The sequence below is a fragment of the Vibrio sp. 2092 genome (assembly GCF_033339635.1).
Taxonomy (GTDB): domain Bacteria; phylum Pseudomonadota; class Gammaproteobacteria; order Enterobacterales; family Vibrionaceae; genus Vibrio; species Vibrio alginolyticus.
The window spans coordinates 126334-146811 of the sequence record NZ_JAWOUY010000007.1; the positions used below are offsets into that span (position 1 = coordinate 126334).

A 20478-nucleotide genomic window follows, 5' to 3' on the forward strand; every position below is an offset into this window, starting at 1 on the left:
ACTTTCCTCTTAGAATAACTGCAGAATAGAATCGAGCAGTTGATTTGCTGTGCTGATCACTTTCATGTTGGCATTGTGCGCATTAGCAAACATCATTAGGTTAGCCGCTTCTTCATCGCTGTTTACGGAACTAACATTATCGCGAGCTGCGTGCGCTTGCTTGTTCATGGCTAACTTCGCTTGATAATCAGCATTAGCTTGGCGTGCTTTAATTGCGGTTTGACCCACCATTGAACTAAAGGCATCGTTCAAGCTTACTGAGCCGTAACCTGATACCGCCACTGGCTTGTTGCTTAACTCGATCAATGATTGCAACGCATCTGCGTTACCAGGTGTTCCATCACTTGAGAACGCAAGCTCATCTGGAGTTAGCTTGGTAATATCCAAACTGGCTGCAGGGTTTGCTGGGTCATAGCTGAACAAAGGTTTACCTGGGTTGCCATTTAAGTCTTTGCCAGTCGCAAGCACGGCGTTGTATTCATCCGCGAGAGCTTTCGCCATGTCATTCAGAGCCAATTGGTTTGGTTTCAACACTTCGGTTTGATAGTCATTAATCGCACCTAATTTGCCACCAAGCGAGTCACCAATCGCAAAACTTTGATTCGAGAACGTGACGTGTAAGTCCGCCAAGTAAGGATCACTCGGGTCAGGAATGGCTTCCAGTTTGCCATGGTCCGTACCCATCACAAGCGGTTGACCAGAGGTTAGTGTGACCTGAACACTGCCGTCATGCTGCTGTGTTGTTTTGATTTCAATGGTTTGAGATAACTCACCGATTAACCTATCTCGTTCATCCATTAACTGTGATGGGTTACCACCTGTACCTTGCATCTCTACCAGTTGCTTGTTCACCTTCGCGATATTTTCCATAAGGCTATTCGCGTGGTTAAGCGCTGCATTACGTTGATCGCTCATGTCTTTATGTTGATTGTATAAAGATTCGGTAAGCGTATTAAAACGGCGGGCCAAAGCTTCAGATTCGTTAATGATCTGCTGGCGGTAAGGTATGGATTCCGGCTTAACGGTCGCATCGTTAAGCGCAGCGTTTAGCGAGTCCAAGCCAGCCGATATACTGAAACCATCGGCACCAAGCGTATTCTCCAGCTGACTCATGTTACTGGTGTATCCAGATGCGTATGCCGCCATACTGTTAGTCGACCACGTTTGCTTAATCAGAAATTGATCAGTAACGCGGCGAATGCTAGTGACTTCTACCCCTAAACCTGGACTTAAGCGATTGGCTTTACCATCATCGACAGACGCCATCAACGCTTGTTGACGACTGTAACCCACGGTATTGACGTTTGCCACGTTTTGCGCGGTTACGTCTAGGGCCACACGGTTCGCGCCTAAACCTGAAAGGGCAATATTAACTAGGTTCATTTACAGCTCCATTTTTCTGATCAACGGCTGAGAAAACGCGGTAGTCATACCGGCCTCACCGAATACCTGTTTAACAGAGGCGACGGCTTGAGAAGCGGTATTAAATAGGCTTGAATTCTTCTCCACCTCTTTAGAATCTACTTGTGAGATAGATTCAGAATTCGAAGCTTTACCATCGTTAGCGGATGAGATGTTGCGCGCAGCATCGAAAGCAACCTCACGCATAGACGGGCTCAGCTGCTGGATGAGCATATTGGCAATGCCTGAGCTCTGTTTCTTTGCTAGTTCCATCGCCAGCTGACCGTCATACATATCACGGAATACCCCTTGTTGCTGACTGGCGAACGGGCTGTCTTTATCAGCAAGAGCATCACTACTGCTGCGCATTTGGCGTAACACCATTTGTAGGAACATTGCCTCAAATTGACCTGCGACGACTTCAAGTGCGCCTTCTTGATCACGACTATGCTTGATGTTAGCCAATGCACTATTGTCGTGATAAAGCATCGAATTTAACTGAGTTTGTTCATTGGTACTGTCTAGCTTCATCCTTAACTCCTTATATCACGACCAATTCAGCGTTCAATGCACCCGCTTCACTCAAAGCTTGCAGGATAGACATCAAGTCTGTAGGCGTGGCACCTAAACTATTTACCGCATTAACTATGGTGTTAAGTTCCGTGCCTGGAGGCCAAATCACCATCTGAGCGAGATCTTCATTCACATCAAGGTCCGTTTGGTTAACGACTTTCGTATCGCCATTTGCAAACGCATTAGGCTGACTAACTTGTTGTGATTCAGAAATTCGCACGGTCAAGTTACCGTGACTTACTGCTGCTTCACTCACTTTGACACTCTTACCGATCACTACGGTGCCAGTGCGAGAGTTAAAGACAATACGAGCAGGTTTACGGCCTTCAACGACGCTCATTTCTTCAAGCATCGACATCATGACGACACGCTGCTGTGTATCTTTTGGTGCACGCATATCAATGCGCGCTTTATTGATCGCAACTGCAACTTTAGGTCCAAAAGTGTTGTTAATTTCACGCGCAATATTTTTTGCTGTAGTGAAGCTAGGCTTGCGCAGGTTTAGGGTGATTTCATCACGTTGGTTGAAATCGGTTTTGATTTCTCTCTCTAAAGTCGCACCATTCGGAACGCGACCCGCCGTTGGTGTGTTTACTTCTACTTTGGAGCCACTTCGCCCCTCTGCAGATAAGCCGCCCACAACCACGTTACCTTGCGCAATCGCGTACACTTCGCCATCAATACCACGTAAAGGCGTTAGCAATAACGTACCACCGCGAAGGCTCTTTGCATCACCGATTGAAGACACAACCACATCCAACGTTTGTCCTGGGCCTGCCATTGGGTCAACGGACGCTGTCACACTCACAGAAGCCACATTTCGTAGCTTAGGGTTCATACTGTCATCAATTTGAACCCCAAACTGACGTAGCATGTTGGTAATAGATTGAGAGGTAAATTTCACTTGGTTTCGGTCACCTTGGCCGGCTAAGCCAACTACCAAACCATAACCAACCAGTTGGTTTTCTCGAATGCCGCGAACATCGACCAAGTCCATGATCGGAATTTCCGCTTCAGCACGTGAAGTGCCTGGTAGTCCCAAGGTCAACACCAATAGGAGAGACATAAAGAAAGATTGCATTGTCTTCATTAGAAAGGTACCCATGGGCTGTTGAAGAACTGAGTTAGCCACCCGGCTGCGTTGCTGTCAGCTAGGGCTCCGCGACCTGCGTAGGTAATTCTTGCATCAGCAATTCGTTGAGAAGAAACTTGGTTACTGCGGTTAATATCATCCACACGGACGATACCGGTTAGGCGAATAAACTCGTCGCCTTGATTAAGACGAAGCCATTTTTCACCGCTGATACGCAATACGCCATTAGGTAATACTTCGTGTACCGTTACCGTAATGGCACCTTGAAGCTTGTTGCCTTGTGAACTTGATGCACTGCCATCGAAGTTACGTTTGCCATCCACGCTAACCCCTAACTCATCGATAGTTTTCGTGCCTATGGTCGGCGCCACAAAGTTAATTGCTGAACTTTTACCGAACTTAGTACCCGCATTTTTACTCGATGAGGTTTCTTCTGATAGTTGAACCGTTAATACATCGCCAACTCGGTAAGCACGACGATCCTGAAACAGGGTCATCGTGTATTGGTGACGATAAAGGCTACCAGATTGGGTTTCCGGCAGCGTGTAATCGAGCGTTGGTGGTGCATATTCCTCAGCATTCGGCTCAGGCGGAATAAATTCCTGACGGCCAGCACATCCCACCAGCAACACGGCGGCTACTGCCCAACTCTTAGAAAGCCATTTCATTGCTTTTTCCTTCATCATCACCAATTTCATACTTACATTGATTGCGAAACAAACTTCAGCATGTCATCTGCAGCAGAGACCACTTTCGCATTCATCTCATACGCACGTTGAGTGGTGATCATGTCGACCATCTCTTCTACTACTTGTACGTTTGACCCTTCCAGTGCACCTTGCTTGATAATGCCGGCACCATCAGCTCCTGCAATCAGCTCATCAGCTGGACCGCTGGCTTCCGTTTCACGGAATAAGTTGCCACCCATGGCCTCTAAGCCGGCTGGATTGATGAATTTTGCAAGTGTAATTTGACCAAGCTGCTGAGGTGTTGGATCGTCTGCTGTTGTTGTAGTCACGGTGCCATCAACACCCACAGAGAAAGAGACCGCATTGTCAGGGATCTGGATTTGAGGCTCTAAAGGCAGGCCCTGACTGTTCACCATTAAGCCTTCTGAGTTTCGATGGAACTGACCATTACGTGTATACATGATCTGTCCGTCCGAGTTTTCTATTTGGAAGAAACCCTGACCCATTACAGCAAGATCCAACTCTTGCGTTGTGTTTTGGGTATTACCTTGCGTGAACACTTTTTGTGTGCCAACAACGCGAACACCGCTACCTAGCTGAATACCACTTGGTAGTTCGTTAACTTGGTCTACTTGAGCGCCTGGTTGACGCTGAATGCTGTAGAAAAGATCTTCAAATACGACTCGGTCACGCTTAAAGCCAACCGTGTTTACGTTTGCTAGGTTGTTAGAAATGGCAGTCATCTTCGTGTCTTGCGCTGCCATGCCTGTCTTACTTACCCATAATGCTGAATGCATTTTTTACTCCTTGCGGGGCGAGACTTAGCTCGCCGCCATTAATTTGTTACCAGCTTTTGCTAGAGTTTCCGCCGTTTTCATCATGCGAACTTGCATTTCAAAGTTACGCGTCAGCGACATCACACTAACCAATTCATCAATAGCAGATACGTTACTGCCCTCAATGTGCTCAGGAGAGAGTTGCACGGTTTCATCTGCCGCGAATGGCACGCCATCTACGCTGTGCAGCAAGCTATCGCTCTCTTTTTGCAGTTGATTAATTTCCGGTTTAACCAACTTCAAAGTGCCTGCCACAATTTCTGCGCCGCCACCTGGTGGGATCACTGAGACTTGACCACGCTCGCTGATTTCAATCTTTTGATAATCCGGCACAACCAAAGGACCATTTTCACCGAGGACAGGGAACCCATTGATTGTTAGAGCGCCAAAAGTATCGACCTGAATATTGCCTGCACGGGTGTAAGCTTCGTTACCCGCTGGGGTTTCTACAGAGAGATATCCCTCCCCCATAACCGCAACGTCCAACGGACGTCCTGTTTTCACAATATCGCCAGCGTCGAAACGTGTTGAGGCAGAGTTGGTCACAACCATAGTGCGACCATCAAAACCTGGGCCTTGCATCTCTACACTACGCACACGCTCCATATCCGCTCGAAAACCCGCAGTATCAGCATTTGATAAGTTGTTTGAACGAACGTGCTGCGCTTTAAGAACTCGGCTGGCACCCGACGTTGCCGTAAATAACAAACTATCCATGCAAAACTCCCATTACACCGCGTTAAACAAAGCTTGAGTAAGCTTGTCGCTGGTAGAAATTGTCTTTGCGTTTGCTTGGTAGTTGCGTTGTGCAGTCATTAGAGCAACAAGCTCGCTGGTTAAGTCAACGTTAGAACCTTCTAATGCACCCGGAGTTAGGTCACCCATCGTACCTGAACCCGGAACACCCATAATTGGAGCACCTGAGCTAAAGCTTTGAGTCCATGATGTTCCACTCACTTTCGCTAAGCCTTGTGTGTTTGCAAAATCAGCAAGAACAACCTGACCTTGTAGCTGTGATTGGCCGTTAGTGTAAGTCGCGTAAACCATGCCGTTACCTTCAACGCGTACACCTGCAAGTTCACCTGATGTGTAACCGTTAGGGCTATTAGTACTTACGCCAAAAGCTGCACCAAATTGCGTGCTGCCTTTCAGGTTAATGTCTACACTCATCGCGTTCGCGCCTGCTGCAGGGAATGAAACATTAAACGGCGCAGTTGGTGCTGAAAGCGAGCCGTCTTTACCAAACGTTACAGGCACAGTTGCTACTGGCGTCGTACCGCCATCTACTTGAACGTTCACTTCCCACGAGTTAGAAGCAGTCTTAGTAAAGTACTGAGTTACCGTGTGCGAGTTACCCAATGAGTCGTAGACTTTTGTTGTGTAAGACGAGTTAAATGAGCTTGGATCTTTTGGATTGAATGGCGTTACGGCTTTATCAATAACAGACGCGCTTGCGTCGAAGTTCGCAACAAAATCTAAGCTGTCTGTTGCTTTAGCATTCAGCGAGGAAGTCGATACCTGAATATTACCCACAGAGCCTGTCATTAGGTTGTTGTTGCTATCGACACTGTAACCTTGAAGCTTTGCACCGCTGTTAGCCGTAACAAAGTTGTTCTTATCCGTTGAGAACACACCTGAACGTGTGTACAACATTTGACCCATATTATCTTTAGTAACAAAAAAGCCACCGCCATTAATAGCTAGGTCCATCGCACGGCCAGTTCCTGTGATACTGCCGTCTTTGTCGAAGTTCTGTGAAATTGACGCGACTTCCACACCACCAGGTTGCATGCCGTTATATACAGCGGAGAATTCTGTGCGGCCACCTTTAAAACCATACGTTGATGCGTTGGCAATGTTGTGACTGATTGTGTTTAGCTCTGTGTTGGTCGCGTCCAGACCACTTAGTGCGATGTTAAAACTCATAAATAGACCTCTGATTTCCGTATTTGGTTAAGCACCAAACTGAGTGATTTGATAGAAAGGAACGTTGCCAACGCCATGGACATTGACTAATGCTGCGCCACCGGTATTAGGAATGCGCACTTGCTCAACAGTGCCTGCCATCAGCACATTTGGACTTGCTTGCCCTTCTTGCACTTCTACGGCCACTGAGTATTTGCCTGGTTTAAGACCAAGTTCTTCAGGATTAATTGAAAAGTCGACGTCACCTTTGCCGTGAGCACCTAGTGGCACTTTAGTTGATTGACCAAATTCATCTTTAACAACTAACGTGACTTGGTTTGAGCTATGAGCGAGTTCGATTTTTCCGTTTTGTACGTCTTCACCAAGCTGAAATTCATCCGCGTTGACGTAAACCGTTTGCCCAACAAGGCCCGCTGTTGACAGCACTTGCATGTTGTCCAGTAACACCATGCTCTGTTGCATTGTCTTAGACATATTCTCGGTACTTTGTACCTGCGAGAACTGAGCCAATTGACCAACGTATTCCGTACCATCAAGGGGATTAAGTGGGTCTTGGTTTTGAATTTGAGCCACCATCAAAGAAATAAACTCATTCTCCAATGAAGAAGCACTGTTCATGTCTTTAGGGTTTGGTGAGATACCGTTGCTGTCTTTTGCTTTTGTATTTACTGGAGCGTCAGACGATAAAGGGGTGTATTGTGCAATACTCATTAGCTACCCTGCCCTAATCTAAGCAGACCTTGCTGCATACTTTTTACATTGGCTAATACTTCAACATTCGTTTCGAAGCTGCGTGTTGCGGACATCATGTCTGCCATTTCAGCAACTACATCAATATCTGGGTAAAACACATAGCCTTCATCATTAGCCAGTGGGTTGTTCGGCTCAAAACGCTTCTCTGCATCTCCAGCATTTTTAACAACGTCAACAATGCGAACTTCTGCATTGGGATAAGCTCCATTTTCTGTTGTCATTTGCGTTTTTTGGTACACAGTTGCAAATACTGGCTTAAGCGCTTTATAAGCATCTTCTGGATTTGCAGATACTGCATCTGCGTTTGCTAAGTTACTGGCTACCGTATTCAGACGCACAGTTTGTGCTGTCATCGCGGAACCAGTGATCGAGTAAATATCAGTGAATGACATAATTAACGTCCCTCAATCGCTTTCGCTAAGCCATTAAATTTCATGTTGAGAAACGTCAGGCTAGTTTGAAAGTCCATGTTGTTTTGCGTGAATTTTGCTTGTTCAACACCAAGCTCTACGGTGTTGCCATTTTTGCTATTCTGGTAAGGCACCGAGTATTGGGCCTGAACCTGGAACTTTGGCACCGGTTTGTTCACACCACCTGCCGTTACTTGGTTCATTACGGTGGTGAAACTTAGGTCTTTCGCCAAATACCCAGGGGTGTCAACATTTGCTAGGTTACTGGCGAGGACTTTGGTACGCTGAACGCGAAAATTAAGTGCCTCTGGATGTACTCCTAAAGCATTTTCAAATGTGATCGCCATGCATCTTCCTTACAGTTGGCTCGAATACGCCAACATACAAACAAGATACGTGCCATAAAAAATAGCTATATATATCAATGATTTACAAACAAGGATGGAAGCCAAACTTCCGGTTCTCGGAAAGCATTAAAAACAAGAGGAAAGTGTCCACTTCCTCAACAATAATGCTGACGTTACTCGCTTTGACATCAGAACAAGCATTCGCCAACACCAATGACAAAACCCTAAGCGTTGAAGAGATAAGGTCCGTTGTAGCAACGGATTTCGAACAAGAGGTGGATCGCGTAGCGCTCTCCAATCAGTGGGGGAAGTACAAACTGGACTTCGACATGTGGGTGCCCGGTTCCGCCAATCACTTGCCAGAATGTCAATCGCCTTTAGTTATCACAGGTCGTGACAACAACACGTTGCCAGTCGGTAACCTCAAGCGCTCAGTCAGCTGCGACAATATCGCATCACCATGGCGAATTAACGTTACGATAAAGTCTTCGCTGACTCTGCCTGTTTTGGTCGCGACAACCACGGTTGGCCGAAATGAAGTCGTAACGGCTAAACACATAAAGCTTGAAACCCGAACCATCTCTCACCAAGACGATTTTTATACTCGCCCCGAGCAAGCAGTAGGCTTAGAAACCTCTCGTCGTTTGAGGGCTGGACAAGTGGTTAATCCATCCAATTTGTCGGCCCCACCTCTAATCGAGAAAGGCAATGAAGTCATAGTCATTGCGAGCAAAAATGGATTTAGTGCCAGCACAAAAGGAGTCGCCTTAGAAGATGGAGCGAAAGGGCAACAAATTGACGTGGAAAACCCAAGTTCGGGCAAGGTCATAAGAGCAGTCGTAACTGGATTAAACCAGGTTCATACTCAATTTTGATTTTTTGACTCGGGGTAACATTTTTTAATTTTGGCTCTCGTCAGTAACACTGAACTTCGAGTACAAAAAATATTTAATGTTTATCACATTCTAACCGCCTACTTAATTTAGAACATGATGATGAGGACCACAGCATGAAAATCGACAAAGTCGCGGGCGGTCATGTCCCACAAACAAAATTACAGCAAGCAAGCAAACAGCCTGTCGACGTCGTCGAACAGAGCAAAGTACACGAGCCTGCATTTCAAGCGAATACCGTAGCGATAGATCGCGCTCAAGCTGAAATGGCATCACTACCTGATGTTGATATGGAAAAAGTAGAACAAGTACGCAACGCATTAGCGCGTGGTGAACTTAGCCTAGATACAAAAGTGCTATCCAAGGCAATCATGCAGTTCCATACAGGTCACGAGTAATAAAACGCTAGGAAGACATCATGGCAAGCGCAGTATCGCAGCGAATTCAACAATTTGTTCGCTCTATATCTGAGGATATTAAGCTTTATCAACAACTGCTTCCTTTGCTTCAGCAGCAAAAGGTATTGTACTTAAAGTTTGATGGAGAGGCACTGAACGACAATGTTCAGAAACAAATGCCGATACTCAATAAACTCAGCCGCTCCGCCAATGACAGAAGCCAGTGTATGCGAGCGCTGGGGTTAGCGTGTAATGACGCCAGCGTAAAACGAATTTTCAATGCTTTGCCTGCCCAAATAGGTATGCAAGCTAGAAAACAATGGGCGCTATTGGAAACGTTGGTAAGTCAGTGCCAACAATACAATCAGAGCAATGGCCACAGCTCTGCGGCGTTCCATGAGTTGGTCAGTCAACTCAAACAACCTGTGCAACACACTTATGAAGATAAATCGTTCTAAACGATGTTCGTCTTGCCTACAGATTCAGTCGCCATCTCGGCTGAGTACTGTAGGCCTTTTTATTTTTATTGCCTTTCTGTCCTACCTTCCAATCACATGCCAGGCAAAACCAAATGCTGTCGATATTCAAACGCAGTATCAAGTATTAGCACCATACAAACCACAAATTGCCAAGCGTCTCGATTCATCCAAACCGGTAATTAACCACATTTTCAAACAGCTTCAAAACCACTCATTACCAAATAGCCTAGCCTTAGTACCAATGTTAGAATCTTCTTACAACCCCAAAGCCGTTTCTCACGCTAACGCCGCCGGACTTTGGCAATTGATACCAACCACAGCGAAACGATTCGGATTAACGATAAATACAAAACAAGACGATCGCTTTGACACAGAAGCTAGCACAACGGCCGCGCTCAAGTACCTGGCGTTTTTATACAACAAATTCGATCAAAATATGGCTCTGACCTTAGCTGCATACAATGCCGGAGAAGGACGCGTTGCACGTGCTATTCAGCAAGCAGGAAGTCGAGATTTCCAACAACTCACGCTGCCTAACGAGACTCGCCAATACGTCAGCCGCTTCTATGCATTGGAAAAGTTGATAGATATCGGTCAGTTACAATCCTCATCATTTCAACCTTTACTCTTGTTTGCTCCAGACGCTCCTATGATTTCACAACCGCTGGTCGACTTTAGCCGACTGCCTCCGCTAGTTAATTTGTGATAAAAGCGACGACAGCGCTCAATGTCAGAGAAACGTAAAATTACAAGATCCTGTTCGGCGAATTTGAAAACTCGTGATCTCTATGCAAACGTGTGCAAAAAAGTTGAGGTAAGGTATCTCAAAGATAAGAAAGAGTAGTGGTTTACTAAAAAGCGCCCCAATTACGCTTGGCAATTGGGTAGATATGCGTCACATTGTGTTTGCAAAAAACATGAAAACCAATGGTCAGACCTAATAATTATTTACACACTAAATGTAAAACAGCTATTGTTTTCATAGTTCGAAACAAATCTAACATATCAAGATGACGCTTCGCTTGCGCGTCTGGAATAAGTCCGGGTTCCGGGGGGGGGAGTCCGGACTTTTTTATTGCTCTAAAATCTTTGCCCACAATAGAGCCAACAGAAGCTAAGTCGTAATAATGCAAGCTAGCTGCTTATAGTAATTCTTTAGAAATCAACTGAAGTAAAAACGTTTCGCGCTCAATGCTCATGCCTTTTTTCGGGCTTTCTGCCATCGTTTTTTCATTGTGTGCAATTGCTTCGTGTATGTTCATCCATACCGGGCGCATTCCATTTTTAACTTCGTAATCTTCATACGCCGTTTCGCCTAGCTCACGTTCGATTTTACACGTATAACAATACGACACCATGTGCATCACGTCAGCGTCATCCTTGTACCACGGACGAAACTCCTCAAAGATTCCGAAAGGCTTAATACCATGTATATTTTGGGCGCCCGTTTCTTCCTCTAATTCACGGACTAATCCAGCAATGACATCTTCACCATCATCAATACCACCGCCTGGTAGCGTGTAGTCATGGTAACGTTCTGTATAGAGCAACAGCACATCTTCACCATCAAGTACAATGGCTCGCGCTGCATTGCGCTGAAAAACAATTTTGTCATCCAAATGCTCTATGTCTGGATGAACGGTCGATTTTAAATGTCTCATCGAAAATACCACGGTCAATGTTTTGTGCGCATATTACCGAATTTCACACTTTAAATCATTGTTGTAGGCCAGGTACGTTCGAGCGCTTGTCAGGAAGTGATTGATATGACCTTCACAACAATACGCCAAGAACAGAAGTGTGACGTGCTAATCAGCAATAAATGAGAATATCTAAATTCTTATACGTCCCTCTTACTTTTAACATCGATAAGACAATAATCTCTTAAAGTTGCCTATAATCAATACAATACTCGCCCACCCCATGCGGAGATAAAGAATGAAAAAGACAAATTTAATGATGGCTATGGCTGCAACATTGGTACTGGCTGGTTGTTCAACTTACGAGGGAGCGACCCGATCAACTGAGTATACCTCCGTTGCAAATCCCGCAGCCGTATACTGTGTTCAGCAAGGTGGTGAGCTGGATACCGTGTCGGAAAACGGCGAACGTGTCACTTACTGTGTGCTGTCGGACAATGAACGCGTCGAGCAATGGGAATACTATCGCGAGAATCACAAAGAAAATGAGGGTGACAACTACTAATTATTTTTATCGATACGTCACCTTCCCTCTATCACTTAGGAGCCTTTGGGCTCCTTTTTTATTTGATTTATCAAAGTGTTCTTACGTTGTTTTTACATATCTCTGACTTTACCGCACATCGACCCTATATCGAACAGTGTTCTATTCTTGACATTCCCCTGACATAACTTTCCACTTGGACAATAAAATTCCAAACACAGATCACACTAATTCACATTTCTTCCACATTTTCTGGGACAGGTGAGCAAGATGAAAACACAAATAGTAAAAGAAGCCGAGTCAGCCCCAAGCAACGTTGTTACTGAAAAATCGAAGCGCATTATTTATAAATCGAGTTTAAACGCCTTGATGATTGTCGCTATCAGTATTCTCGTTAACCTTAGTCTTCGTCTTGATTATGTCGTGTTGGGATCAAGCCTTGGCGAGCTTTCCGTTACAGAAACGCTCCAGCTTGTGATGCTTGCTATTGCATCATGGTCGTTTTTCAGCTTATCGAAACAACAGCCTCAGCTAAAGCATGCGGCTATTTTGATTGCAGGATTTTTTGCAGTACTTATTATTCGCGAAACGGACTATTGGACAGACATGATTCATCATGGCTCTTGGGTTTTCCCAGCACTTGCTGTCACCGCACTGGCTTGCGCCAAAGCCTACCAAGGTGGTAAAGGTACCATGAACGAAATGGCGACCATTTTAACGGTGCCACATATGAAGCTATTAGTAGGCGCTGTGATGCTATTATTAGTCTTCTCTCGTTTGTATGGTATGGGCAGTTTTTGGCAACAAGTGATGGATGAAAATTACATCCGTGATGTTAAAAATATCTCAGAAGAAGGTATAGAACTGCTTTGCTACTGTTTGATCGCATTAAGCGCCGTCCGCACAAAACGCGAGCTTAATGAATAGACTCAGGATCAAAGCGACGGTTCAATGCAGTCAGTATCGGATGGAAGATACTTAATGCCTTTTCCGCAGCACCTACAGATTCATCCAAGGCCGTCATTTCGACGGCCTTTTTCATTTCTTCAATATCTTGCAAAGCCTCTTTATCGAGCGGGAAAGAGAGCAATTTGTGAATAGCATCTCTTGCGATCATCAGTGGCTTTTTTCGGACAATTGATAAATCTCGGAAAAATACGCCATGCTTGACCCCTTCTAAATAAACTCGGTAGGTTGTGAGTTCATCGAGTAGCAAGAATGTCTCCGCCATAAGCCCTTTATGTGGGTATGGCACGCTAATATGTTTGCTGATATCCAGTGGAATATTGAGGGTCACCCCCATGGATTCGCAATCGGATTTAAGTACTCGTAATAAGCCTTGCTCATCCATCAAATTCTGGATATCAATGATTCGTTCGAGGTGGTAGTCATTAGACAGCAAGATAACCTCAACCGGATGCCCCGACCATAACTCGAACAACCCACTTTTGCACAAAACTTGGGAAACATAACGCATGTTTTGAAACGTGTTCAACGACTCCGTTTCTAAGAGTATATGACGTTCAGGGAACGGATTCACAGAGTCTGTGTTTAGGGCTCTAAAATACGCGTACATCGCCTCTGCTTCAGAAACGCTTTGTCCTTGCGTTACTCCGCCACAAAAAACAATCACCGTTCGCTCTATCGGTAGTGATGCAGTCCTACAAGACAAAGCTTCGACTCTGGTTATGCCCTCAGAGGTCAACCTGTTATTGACGAGGCGTTTACCTAAAACGATGACGATGTTGTCTAACTTCATTTTAAAATCTCGCGCTTAGTTGGCAGTGTTACAAAAATCTTCTTTCACTCCCGACCCACAAGCTTTAACATCTAGTTAACAACACTGTTCTAGAGACCTTTATAAAGGTTCACTGCTAAAGGAAGTCAATTATGCTGTCGATTTTCGATATATTTAAAATTGGTGTCGGGCCATCCAGCTCCCATACTAATGGTCCTATGCTTGCCGGATTCCATTTCACTCAGCTAGTTAGCGACTCTATGGCGAAAGTGCATCGGGTGCAAGTGGACCTTTATGGCTCATTGTCACTGACAGGTAGAGGGCACCATACAGACCGAGCCACGGTCCTTGGTTTGATGGGAAATAAACCTGATACCATCAAAATGAGCAGTGCCAAAAGTGCGCTACAAAATACCATAGACAATAATACGCTCATGCTCGCCGGTACACACCAGGTTGAGTTTAGCTACGACCATGACATCGTCTTTCATAGCGACAACCTTCCCCTGCATGAAAATGGTATGACGATTACGGCATTAGACGCAGCTGGAGATCAAGTAGCGTTTGAAATTTATTACTCCATTGGGGGCGGATTCATCGCCACCGCCGACGAACTAGAGAACGGCACGCAGCAAAATGAGGTCGCAGTACCATTTCCGTTTACATCCGCAGATGAGATGCTGGAAAAAGCCGAGACGAACGGTTTCAGCTTGGGAGGCATGATCCTCCAAAACGAACTCGCATTTCGCTCAGACGAAGAAATTAACCAAAGAGCAGAGCAAATTTGGAAAGTGATGTCGCTCTGCATGCAACGTGGCTTCGATACGGAAGGGATTTTGGAAGGTGGTCTAAATGTCACTCGTCGAGCACCAAACCTTTTGAAAAAGCTCGAAGCCAACGCTGCAGTTGAAAACGATCCGATGGAGATCATGGATTGGATCAATCTCTTTGCCTTTGCGGTTAGTGAAGAAAATGCAGCAGGAGGGCAAGTCGTCACTTCTCCAACGAATGGTGCAGCAGGGGTGATTCCGGCGGTATTGATGTACTACCATCGCTTCATCAAAGAGCTCGATGTTAAACAGCTAAAAGACTTTCTCGCAGTCGCCGGCGCTATCGGCATCTTATATAAAACTAACGCGTCAATTTCTGGTGCAGAAGTGGGGTGTCAGGGAGAAGTTGGGGTTTCTTCATCCATGGCTGCCGCTGGCTTAACAGCGCTAAGAGGGGGCAGTAACGAGCAGATTTGTATTGCTGCGGAAATTGCGATGGAGCATTCATTGGGTATGACTTGTGACCCGATTGGCGGCTTGGTTCAAGTACCTTGTATTGAAAGAAATGCCATGGGAGCAATGAAAGCGATTAATGCATCGCGTATGGCATTAAAGCGCACAAGTAAATGCTTAATTTCGTTAGATAAAGTTATCGAAACCATGTATCAGACTGGTAAAGATATGAATAAAAAATACCGTGAAACCTCTTTGGGGGGCTTAGCTGTCATTCATATGGCACCGCCATGCGAATAATGGCAAGTGGTCATTGCGCTTAGCTTCTCACCATACGCTTATCTGGTAATTATGATCTGATGATATTACATATAGAAATGCCGCGTTCTTCGCGGCATTTTCTTAACAAGAAACTATTCGATTAATCACGTCGACCACGAAGTTCAATTTTTTGAGTTGCAGCATCCGAATGGATTGTTACACCGCCATAGGCCATTTCATTGCGACCCTTCAGCGTCAATTGAGAATCTGCACGCTCTACGTCAACCTGATTTTTCGTTGCCATCGTCATATCAATCGTGCCCGTGTATGACCCATCGCCAGCAAATGCTACGTTTGTTGAGCAAACCATCAAAACAAGTGCGATTAGTTTTTTCATACATCACCTCTATTATCGTTCTTACTTTCTTTCGGTGGAAAAACTGTAACAACAGAAACGCGCTCATACGAGGAAAGCCATTATTTACCAAATGGAAATCCATGCTAATAAACTGATGTAACCAAGAATAACTTATCGTTACCTTCAATAAATCAGGGATAAGGCAGCAACTTAAATTGACCGAGCGTTGTCTTTTCTTAAGAAATTCAGCGATATGATTTGTCGAAAAAAGCCAAGCGAGACAATGTATGAGCGTTAATCTGGATATTCAAAATATTTTGGTATTAAAACGGATGTATGAGTTACGTAACGTCCGGTTAGTCGCAGAATCACTCGGTAAAACGTCAGGAGCAATCAGCAAAAATCTGACAAAGATGAAAACTCAGCTCAATGATCCGCTATTCGTTCAGACCAAAAATGGCTTTGAACCAACAGCTTTTGTGGAAGCGAACATTGCGCATTTTGAGCAAATAATCAACAGTATTGATTCCATCAAACCACAGCATTTTTCACCAGCTCATTTTGACGGCTCAATCACTATTTATGCCAACACATTGTTTTGGGAGTACTTCGGTGACAAGTTTTACTTGGAGTTACTAAAGCACGCTCCAGAAGCAAAATTCTCATGTTTGCGCTGGGGTAGCGAAGCAAAAAAACGATTAATTGACGGTGAAAACGCCATTGCGATTCATTACTTTGATGAAGATCTGCCACAGTCAATTGTTCAGACCGAACTGGGGCGAGGAAAAGCGGTATTTTTTGTTCGACAAGATCATCCTGCTCAAAACTCCCAAGAGCTAGAAGAGTACCCTGTTATACTTTTTAAAACGCCGGGATGGAACGACTACCGGTACCCTGTGTTGGAAAGGCTCAAACATATGGGTTTTAGAACCACACCTAAAGTGGAAATTGAGCACCCAGCGATGATTCAAAAAGTGCTTCTGCAAACGAATCATTTTGGCATAACGATGAGTGGACATGTTCCTAAGGGTTGCCGAAGTATCACGCTTCCTGCTGGGCTAGAGCTTGATGTTCGCTACGTGATGAGCTGTCGTCGCTCTCAACAGCAAGCTCCGGTAAATCAGTGGTTATTAGATGTCATTAAGCATGTCGCTCAGTCCTAGACTGATGACTTGCTACTGCTAATAATAGCCAAACCATACATGCGCTCTACTCACTCGCTGAACGAACATTAAAGACTCTGTATTAACCATTGAGCAAAGGTGTTTACGTGTGATTTTTCGGATGCTCGAACCATCATATAATGTGCACCGGAACTTGGCATATTCCAATTTCCAGCCTGGACTAATACGCCCTGTTGCAGCTCATCCTCAACAAGAAAGTCTCTTACCAGCAACACGCCAAGTTGATTCATCGCAGCATGAATAGCAAGCAATGAGTGTTCAAACTCGGCGACGACTTTGCTCACCTTCCCTTGATAACCTTGGTGCGTAAGCCACTCTTGCCAAGATTCATGATAACCGCTAGTACAGATTTTAGGCGCTTTAGTTAACTGCAAGAGGTCATTTATCGGGTTTAAATGCATAAAGCCCGGGCTTGCGACAACGATCCAGTTTTCTTGGGTTAATCGTATGGCTTCTTGCTCTTGCCAATCTCCATCTCCGTTAATAATTTCGATATCCGCAATCGCACTGGCGTTTGGAACCGTATTAGCAGTGGTCGAGATTTTAAAGGAAATGTCTGGGAATTGTCGCTGAAAATCAGCCAATCTTGGCATTAACCACTGAGAGCAAAAGCTGTGAGCGACATGTAAGTTAACTTGCGTATTCTTGGGACGAGTAAATAAATGCTGCGTCGTGGTCGATAATGTTTGAAGCACATGATTAACCACAGGCCAGTATTCTTGTGCTGAGCAGGTCAGCGTAAGGTGCGTGCCCTTGCGCTCGAATAACGTCGCATTGAGCTGTGACTCTAGCGATTTCACCTGTTGGCTGACGGCCGCACGAGTCACATTTAGCTCCTCTGCGGCCTTTGTAAAACTCTGTAGTCGCGCCGTGGCTTCAAAAGCTCGGAGCAAATTGAGCGGCGGTAAACTTTGCATATCATTCTCCCAAACACTTGGCTGTCATGCTATGAACTGGTGATGACAAATTGATGAAGGTGCTGAGTTTACGTATGTTGAGCATATGTCAAAGCGTCCCGATATAACTATGTTTCTACACAACTACTTAGTTTGTTAAGCGGGATCAAAAAAGCCAGCGTGATACACGCTGGCTTTTGGAACTTTATCTTAAGCAGGAGTTATTCTGCTTTTTCAGTTGTTTGGTATTCAAACGCAGGAACAACCACTTCAACACGACGGTTCATTTGACGACCTTGACGTGTCTCGTTGCTTGCCACTGGGTTAGCTTCACCCATGCCTTTCACTGTCATACGCTCAGCCGCAATACCTTTTGCTTGGAACTCGTCAGCAACGGCTTTCGCACGTTTTTCTGTGAGTTGCTTGTTGTAAGCAGCAGAACCTGTCGTATCGCTGTAACCCGTGATCTCAACTTGAGCTTGTGGGTAAGTATTCATCAAATCAACGGTACCAGAAAGGTTCGACGCGTCTTTCACTTCTGCACTTTCTAAGTCGAATTGTACTGTCGCTGTTGTTTGAGCAGGGTAAACGTGATCTACAATGCGTGTTGCAGGACGTGCTTCTACCACCTCTTCAACGGCTTTTTCTTGAACGACTGGCTCAGAACCAAACTTGTAGTTGAAACCGATACCGAAGAAATCTGAATCCATGTCTTCAATTACATCATCAGACATATCTTGGTAGCGTTGGTATTCAGCACGTAGGCTCCAGTTGTAGTTGATTTGGTATTCAGCACCCAGAGAGCCAGTTGGTACGAAATCTTTCTCGTCACCAGCCATCATGTATGCAGCACCAACTTTCGCGAATAGATTCCAAGAATCCGTTAGTGGTAGGTTGAACTTAGGAGCTAGAGTTAGTGCCCATAGGTCACCGTCAACTGTGTTTAGGCCAGGCTTTTTGAAGTTTGCAGTGAAGTCACCAAGGTAATCAACACCATACTCCGCTGCAACGTACTTGTTGAAGCTGTAGCCTAAGTGCATAGATGCTGCAAAACTGTCGTCGTCACAAGGTTCGTTTAGGTAACACGCATCGTTTAGAGAGTTGTAACCTACTTTACCGCCCATGTAAGTGTCAGCAAGTGCAACGTTTGAGATCACACCACCAGCAAGTACAGTAGCCACTGCTATAGCGATTTTTTTCATTATTCTTTTCCTTTTTCTTGTACACAAAGCAACACACCGCGGCAGCATACTGCCGTAAAATATGAAGCCGTAACTTTCTCTTTTCTTCAAATAGAAATAGCTAAATAGCGTAGGAAAGAATCAAAAATGATATTCAAACGCCAATGACGTAAAACGGAAAAAGGTAACCTCAAGACCATCTATTCATGAGCTTCATCCGCATACCCAACCGAAAAATAAAGTTCGTTGCGTTGGTTTAGCCATAGTCAATTCGTTGCGGAGAATATCACAAAGAAGCCAACTTTCTGTGACGCAAATCACCATAAAAAGCCACTTTCTCAAATTTAAGAATCATCATTTAAGCTTGTGAATGGCAACAAATTTTTACAGGGGAGCATGGATGTGGAGAGCACAAAAAAACAGCTCATTTAAATGAGCTGTTTTCGAAATAATGAAAAAGCGTTAACTCGTCGCGCTAAATTTTATCCGCTACGGTTAACGTTGCAGCTAATACATCTTGCCCAAACAAGACACTACGCTCAGGAGACCAACCGTAAAGTGGATCTGGGTGATTGTTGTTATCTTTAAATGGCATTTCGATTGTGTAAGACAAGCATTTGAACTGCTCTGCAACCCAATTTGAACCCACAGTCAAATTCGCTTTACCAGGCTCATCTTTATCGTAACCAATCTCATCTTGGAACTCTGGCGTAATAGTCAGTAACGCTTGCTTAAATGATGTCTCTAAAGCGGCAAGATTTTCATCGTAAGAAGGAATACCTTCTGAGCCAGCGACGAAGTTATACGGAATCGCTTCATCGCCATGAATATCTAAAAACATGTCAACACCCGTTTCCAGCATGCGCTGACGCACAAGGTAGACTTCTGGGCTCTTTTCCATTGATGGCGTTTGCCATTCACGATTTAGGTTTACACCTACTGCGTTGGTACGCAAGTGACCGCGAATACCACCGTCTGGGTTCATGTTTGGTACGACGTAAAGCACCGCTTTTTCAAGCAATGCACGCGCAACCGTGTCGTTTTCATCTAACAGACGTTGGATCATACCTTCCATGAACCATTCTGCCATCGTCTCACCTGGGTGCTGACGTGCAATCATCCAGATTTTCTTTTTACCTTCTTCTGGCTCACCGAAAGTAAGCAAGCTCATGTCGTTGCCGTCTAATGTGTGGCCTAGTGTTTCAAGTTGGCAGTGGTGCGCGCTTTGTGCCATGTGTAACAAGTCTAAATGACGATCGTACGTGTATGGCGCAAAGTACGCGAAGTAAATTGAGCTGCGCTCAGGGATTACAGTGAAAGTCAGCGTGTCGCCATCGAACTCTGCCGGTACTCGGAACCATTCTTCACGATCGTAAGACGCAACCACATCGTAACCTTGCCATCCTTCTGGATAAGCCGATTTAGCCAAATCAAGCAATTTGATGGTGTGTGATTGCTCGGCTTCTGTCTCAAGACGGAAGTGGAACCACTGGTAGAATTCCGACATATTGTCGTTAGGAATTTTGAGTTGGATGTCGTTTTTGTCGTCCGCTTTCACTACGTGAATGCTGCCGCTATCGAAGTTGCTGAATACTTTCATTTTATGACTCACCTTTTAAATCTGAGCTTGAAAGACAGAGGCTAACACAAGGCTT

At 44.9% G+C, this 20478-nt stretch carries 24 protein-coding genes; 8 read left to right on the forward strand and 16 right to left on the reverse strand.

Annotation, left to right across the window (positions count from 1 at the left end; genetic code table 11):
- Positions 1 to 9 precede the first annotated feature (9 nt).
- The 10 genes from flgK to flgB are packed head-to-tail and all read right to left on the reverse strand — an operon-like array spanning position 10 to position 8028.
- Entirely contained in the window at positions 10 to 1383 is a 1374-nt protein-coding gene (gene flgK / locus R7P80_RS14120) for a flagellar hook-associated protein FlgK (protein WP_005374000.1), read from the reverse strand.
- Positions 1384 to 1932 (reverse strand): rod-binding protein, encoded by a 549-nt coding sequence (locus R7P80_RS14125; protein ID WP_005374002.1) that lies wholly within the window; start codon positions 1930 to 1932, stop codon positions 1384 to 1386.
- A 10-nt stretch (positions 1933 to 1942) separates the two neighbouring features.
- Positions 1943 to 3079: a flagellar basal body P-ring protein FlgI gene (locus tag R7P80_RS14130; protein WP_139831986.1), complete on the reverse strand. Its 1137-nt coding sequence runs from the start codon at positions 3077 to 3079 to the stop codon at positions 1943 to 1945.
- Positions 3064 to 3735 carry a flagellar basal body L-ring protein FlgH gene (gene flgH / locus R7P80_RS14135; protein WP_017635111.1) on the reverse strand — a complete coding sequence of 224 codons (672 nt, stop codon included), beginning with the start codon at positions 3733 to 3735 and terminating at the stop codon, positions 3064 to 3066. The genes R7P80_RS14130 and flgH overlap by 16 nt, the downstream gene beginning before the upstream one ends.
- Before the next feature lie 32 nt (positions 3736 to 3767).
- Positions 3768 to 4553, reverse strand: coding sequence for a flagellar basal-body rod protein FlgG (gene flgG, locus R7P80_RS14140; RefSeq protein WP_005374008.1), 786 nt, complete (start codon positions 4551 to 4553; stop codon positions 3768 to 3770).
- A gap of 24 nt (positions 4554 to 4577) precedes the next feature.
- A complete protein-coding gene (gene flgF, locus R7P80_RS14145) occupies positions 4578 to 5309 on the reverse strand; it encodes a flagellar basal-body rod protein FlgF (RefSeq protein WP_064369422.1) in 732 nt (243 codons plus the stop codon).
- 12 nt (positions 5310 to 5321) lie between these two features.
- Complete coding sequence (gene flgE, locus R7P80_RS14150; protein ID WP_005374010.1) at positions 5322 to 6518, reverse strand: flagellar hook protein FlgE; 1197 nt, start codon at positions 6516 to 6518, stop codon at positions 5322 to 5324.
- 27 nt (positions 6519 to 6545) lie between these two features.
- Entirely contained in the window at positions 6546 to 7229 is a 684-nt protein-coding gene (flgD, locus tag R7P80_RS14155) for a flagellar hook assembly protein FlgD (protein ID WP_005384410.1), read from the reverse strand.
- On the reverse strand, positions 7229 to 7663 hold the full coding sequence (gene flgC, locus R7P80_RS14160) for a flagellar basal body rod protein FlgC (protein ID WP_005374012.1): 435 nt from the start codon (positions 7661 to 7663) through the stop codon (positions 7229 to 7231). The genes flgD and flgC overlap by 1 nt, the downstream gene beginning before the upstream one ends.
- A gap of 2 nt (positions 7664 to 7665) precedes the next feature.
- Positions 7666 to 8028 (reverse strand): flagellar basal body rod protein FlgB, encoded by a 363-nt coding sequence (flgB, locus tag R7P80_RS14165; protein WP_005374013.1) that lies wholly within the window; start codon positions 8026 to 8028, stop codon positions 7666 to 7668.
- A 77-nt stretch (positions 8029 to 8105) separates the two neighbouring features.
- Here flgB and flgA point away from each other — a divergent pair, with 77 nt between their 5' ends.
- The 4 genes from flgA (at position 8106) to R7P80_RS14185 (ending at position 10504) form a co-directional block, all read left to right on the forward strand.
- On the forward strand, positions 8106 to 8903 hold the full coding sequence (gene flgA / locus R7P80_RS14170) for a flagellar basal body P-ring formation chaperone FlgA (protein ID WP_225491671.1): 798 nt from the start codon (positions 8106 to 8108) through the stop codon (positions 8901 to 8903).
- 134 nt (positions 8904 to 9037) lie between these two features.
- Positions 9038 to 9319, forward strand: a complete 282-nt coding sequence (gene flgM, locus R7P80_RS14175) for a flagellar biosynthesis anti-sigma factor FlgM (protein WP_005374016.1) — start codon at positions 9038 to 9040, stop codon at positions 9317 to 9319.
- Positions 9320 to 9339: 20 nt separating this feature from the next.
- Positions 9340 to 9777, forward strand: coding sequence for a flagellar export chaperone FlgN (gene flgN / locus R7P80_RS14180; protein WP_005374018.1), 438 nt, complete (start codon positions 9340 to 9342; stop codon positions 9775 to 9777).
- On the forward strand, positions 9758 to 10504 hold the full coding sequence (locus R7P80_RS14185) for a lytic transglycosylase domain-containing protein (protein ID WP_053349351.1): 747 nt from the start codon (positions 9758 to 9760) through the stop codon (positions 10502 to 10504). The genes flgN and R7P80_RS14185 overlap by 20 nt, the downstream gene beginning before the upstream one ends.
- 436 nt (positions 10505 to 10940) lie before the next feature.
- On the opposite strand, the gene R7P80_RS14190 is transcribed toward R7P80_RS14185, so the two are convergent.
- The gene (locus R7P80_RS14190) at positions 10941 to 11459 is read right to left on the reverse strand and encodes an NUDIX hydrolase (protein ID WP_005374021.1); all 519 of its coding nucleotides are present in this window, start codon (positions 11457 to 11459) and stop codon (positions 10941 to 10943) included.
- Between the two features lie 277 nt (positions 11460 to 11736).
- Between R7P80_RS14190 and R7P80_RS14195 the strand changes: the two genes are divergently transcribed.
- Entirely contained in the window at positions 11737 to 12003 is a 267-nt protein-coding gene (locus tag R7P80_RS14195) for a DUF333 domain-containing protein (protein WP_005374023.1), read from the forward strand.
- 249 nt (positions 12004 to 12252) lie between these two features.
- Positions 12253 to 12909, forward strand: a complete 657-nt coding sequence (locus tag R7P80_RS14200; protein ID WP_005374025.1) for a hypothetical protein — start codon at positions 12253 to 12255, stop codon at positions 12907 to 12909.
- Here R7P80_RS14200 and R7P80_RS14205 read toward each other — a convergent pair.
- A complete protein-coding gene (locus R7P80_RS14205; RefSeq protein WP_225491670.1) occupies positions 12899 to 13741 on the reverse strand; it encodes a YdcF family protein in 843 nt (280 codons plus the stop codon). The genes R7P80_RS14200 and R7P80_RS14205 overlap by 11 nt on opposite strands.
- A 131-nt stretch (positions 13742 to 13872) precedes the next feature.
- Between R7P80_RS14205 and R7P80_RS14210 the strand changes: the two genes are divergently transcribed.
- Positions 13873 to 15243, forward strand: a complete 1371-nt coding sequence (locus R7P80_RS14210; RefSeq protein WP_225491669.1) for an L-serine ammonia-lyase — start codon at positions 13873 to 13875, stop codon at positions 15241 to 15243.
- 121 nt (positions 15244 to 15364) lie between these two features.
- On the opposite strand, the gene R7P80_RS14215 is transcribed toward R7P80_RS14210, so the two are convergent.
- Positions 15365 to 15601, reverse strand: a complete 237-nt coding sequence (locus R7P80_RS14215; RefSeq protein ID WP_005374030.1) for a hypothetical protein — start codon at positions 15599 to 15601, stop codon at positions 15365 to 15367.
- A 248-nt stretch (positions 15602 to 15849) separates the two neighbouring features.
- Here R7P80_RS14215 and R7P80_RS14220 point away from each other — a divergent pair, with 248 nt between their 5' ends.
- Positions 15850 to 16725, forward strand: coding sequence for a LysR family transcriptional regulator (locus R7P80_RS14220; protein WP_225491668.1), 876 nt, complete (start codon positions 15850 to 15852; stop codon positions 16723 to 16725).
- 68 nt (positions 16726 to 16793) lie between these two features.
- Here the strand turns inward: R7P80_RS14220 and R7P80_RS14225 are convergent, their stop codons facing one another.
- From R7P80_RS14225 to R7P80_RS14235, 3 genes are all read right to left on the reverse strand, one after another.
- Positions 16794 to 17663 carry a LysR substrate-binding domain-containing protein gene (locus R7P80_RS14225; protein ID WP_025768024.1) on the reverse strand — a complete coding sequence of 290 codons (870 nt, stop codon included), beginning with the start codon at positions 17661 to 17663 and terminating at the stop codon, positions 16794 to 16796.
- A gap of 200 nt (positions 17664 to 17863) precedes the next feature.
- Positions 17864 to 18844 carry an OmpA family protein gene (locus tag R7P80_RS14230; protein ID WP_005374035.1) on the reverse strand — a complete coding sequence of 327 codons (981 nt, stop codon included), beginning with the start codon at positions 18842 to 18844 and terminating at the stop codon, positions 17864 to 17866.
- A 454-nt stretch (positions 18845 to 19298) separates the two neighbouring features.
- The gene (locus tag R7P80_RS14235) at positions 19299 to 20423 is read right to left on the reverse strand and encodes a M14-type cytosolic carboxypeptidase (RefSeq protein ID WP_017819760.1); all 1125 of its coding nucleotides are present in this window, start codon (positions 20421 to 20423) and stop codon (positions 19299 to 19301) included.
- Positions 20424 to 20478 lie beyond the last annotated feature (55 nt).

Coding starts and splice junctions, on each gene's coding strand:
- flgH (WP_017635111.1), bottom strand. CDS start 3,735: ATGAAATGGCTTTCTAAGAGTTGGGCAGTAGCCGCCGTGTTGCTGGTG.
- R7P80_RS14235 (WP_017819760.1), bottom strand. CDS start 20,423: ATGAAAGTATTCAGCAACTTCGATAGCGGCAGCATTCACGTAGTGAAA.
- flgA (WP_225491671.1), top strand. CDS start 8,106: ATGATTTACAAACAAGGATGGAAGCCAAACTTCCGGTTCTCGGAAAGC.
- R7P80_RS14200 (WP_005374025.1), top strand. CDS start 12,253: ATGAAAACACAAATAGTAAAAGAAGCCGAGTCAGCCCCAAGCAACGTT.
- flgK (WP_005374000.1), bottom strand. CDS start 1,383: ATGAACCTAGTTAATATTGCCCTTTCAGGTTTAGGCGCGAACCGTGTG.
- R7P80_RS14225 (WP_025768024.1), bottom strand. CDS start 17,663: ATGCAAAGTTTACCGCCGCTCAATTTGCTCCGAGCTTTTGAAGCCACG.
- R7P80_RS14185 (WP_053349351.1), top strand. CDS start 9,758: ATGAAGATAAATCGTTCTAAACGATGTTCGTCTTGCCTACAGATTCAG.
- flgN (WP_005374018.1), top strand. CDS start 9,340: ATGGCAAGCGCAGTATCGCAGCGAATTCAACAATTTGTTCGCTCTATA.
- R7P80_RS14130 (WP_139831986.1), bottom strand. CDS start 3,079: ATGGGTACCTTTCTAATGAAGACAATGCAATCTTTCTTTATGTCTCTC.
- R7P80_RS14230 (WP_005374035.1), bottom strand. CDS start 18,844: ATGAAAAAAATCGCTATAGCAGTGGCTACTGTACTTGCTGGTGGTGTG.
- flgD (WP_005384410.1), bottom strand. CDS start 7,229: ATGAGTATTGCACAATACACCCCTTTATCGTCTGACGCTCCAGTAAAT.
- R7P80_RS14215 (WP_005374030.1), bottom strand. CDS start 15,601: ATGAAAAAACTAATCGCACTTGTTTTGATGGTTTGCTCAACAAACGTA.
- R7P80_RS14195 (WP_005374023.1), top strand. CDS start 11,737: ATGAAAAAGACAAATTTAATGATGGCTATGGCTGCAACATTGGTACTG.
- flgM (WP_005374016.1), top strand. CDS start 9,038: ATGAAAATCGACAAAGTCGCGGGCGGTCATGTCCCACAAACAAAATTA.
- R7P80_RS14210 (WP_225491669.1), top strand. CDS start 13,873: ATGCTGTCGATTTTCGATATATTTAAAATTGGTGTCGGGCCATCCAGC.
- R7P80_RS14220 (WP_225491668.1), top strand. CDS start 15,850: ATGAGCGTTAATCTGGATATTCAAAATATTTTGGTATTAAAACGGATG.
- flgF (WP_064369422.1), bottom strand. CDS start 5,309: ATGGATAGTTTGTTATTTACGGCAACGTCGGGTGCCAGCCGAGTTCTT.
- R7P80_RS14190 (WP_005374021.1), bottom strand. CDS start 11,459: ATGAGACATTTAAAATCGACCGTTCATCCAGACATAGAGCATTTGGAT.
- flgE (WP_005374010.1), bottom strand. CDS start 6,518: ATGAGTTTTAACATCGCACTAAGTGGTCTGGACGCGACCAACACAGAG.
- R7P80_RS14125 (WP_005374002.1), bottom strand. CDS start 1,932: ATGAAGCTAGACAGTACCAATGAACAAACTCAGTTAAATTCGATGCTT.
- flgB (WP_005374013.1), bottom strand. CDS start 8,028: ATGGCGATCACATTTGAAAATGCTTTAGGAGTACATCCAGAGGCACTT.
- flgG (WP_005374008.1), bottom strand. CDS start 4,553: ATGCATTCAGCATTATGGGTAAGTAAGACAGGCATGGCAGCGCAAGAC.
- R7P80_RS14205 (WP_225491670.1), bottom strand. CDS start 13,741: ATGAAGTTAGACAACATCGTCATCGTTTTAGGTAAACGCCTCGTCAAT.
- flgC (WP_005374012.1), bottom strand. CDS start 7,663: ATGTCATTCACTGATATTTACTCGATCACTGGTTCCGCGATGACAGCA.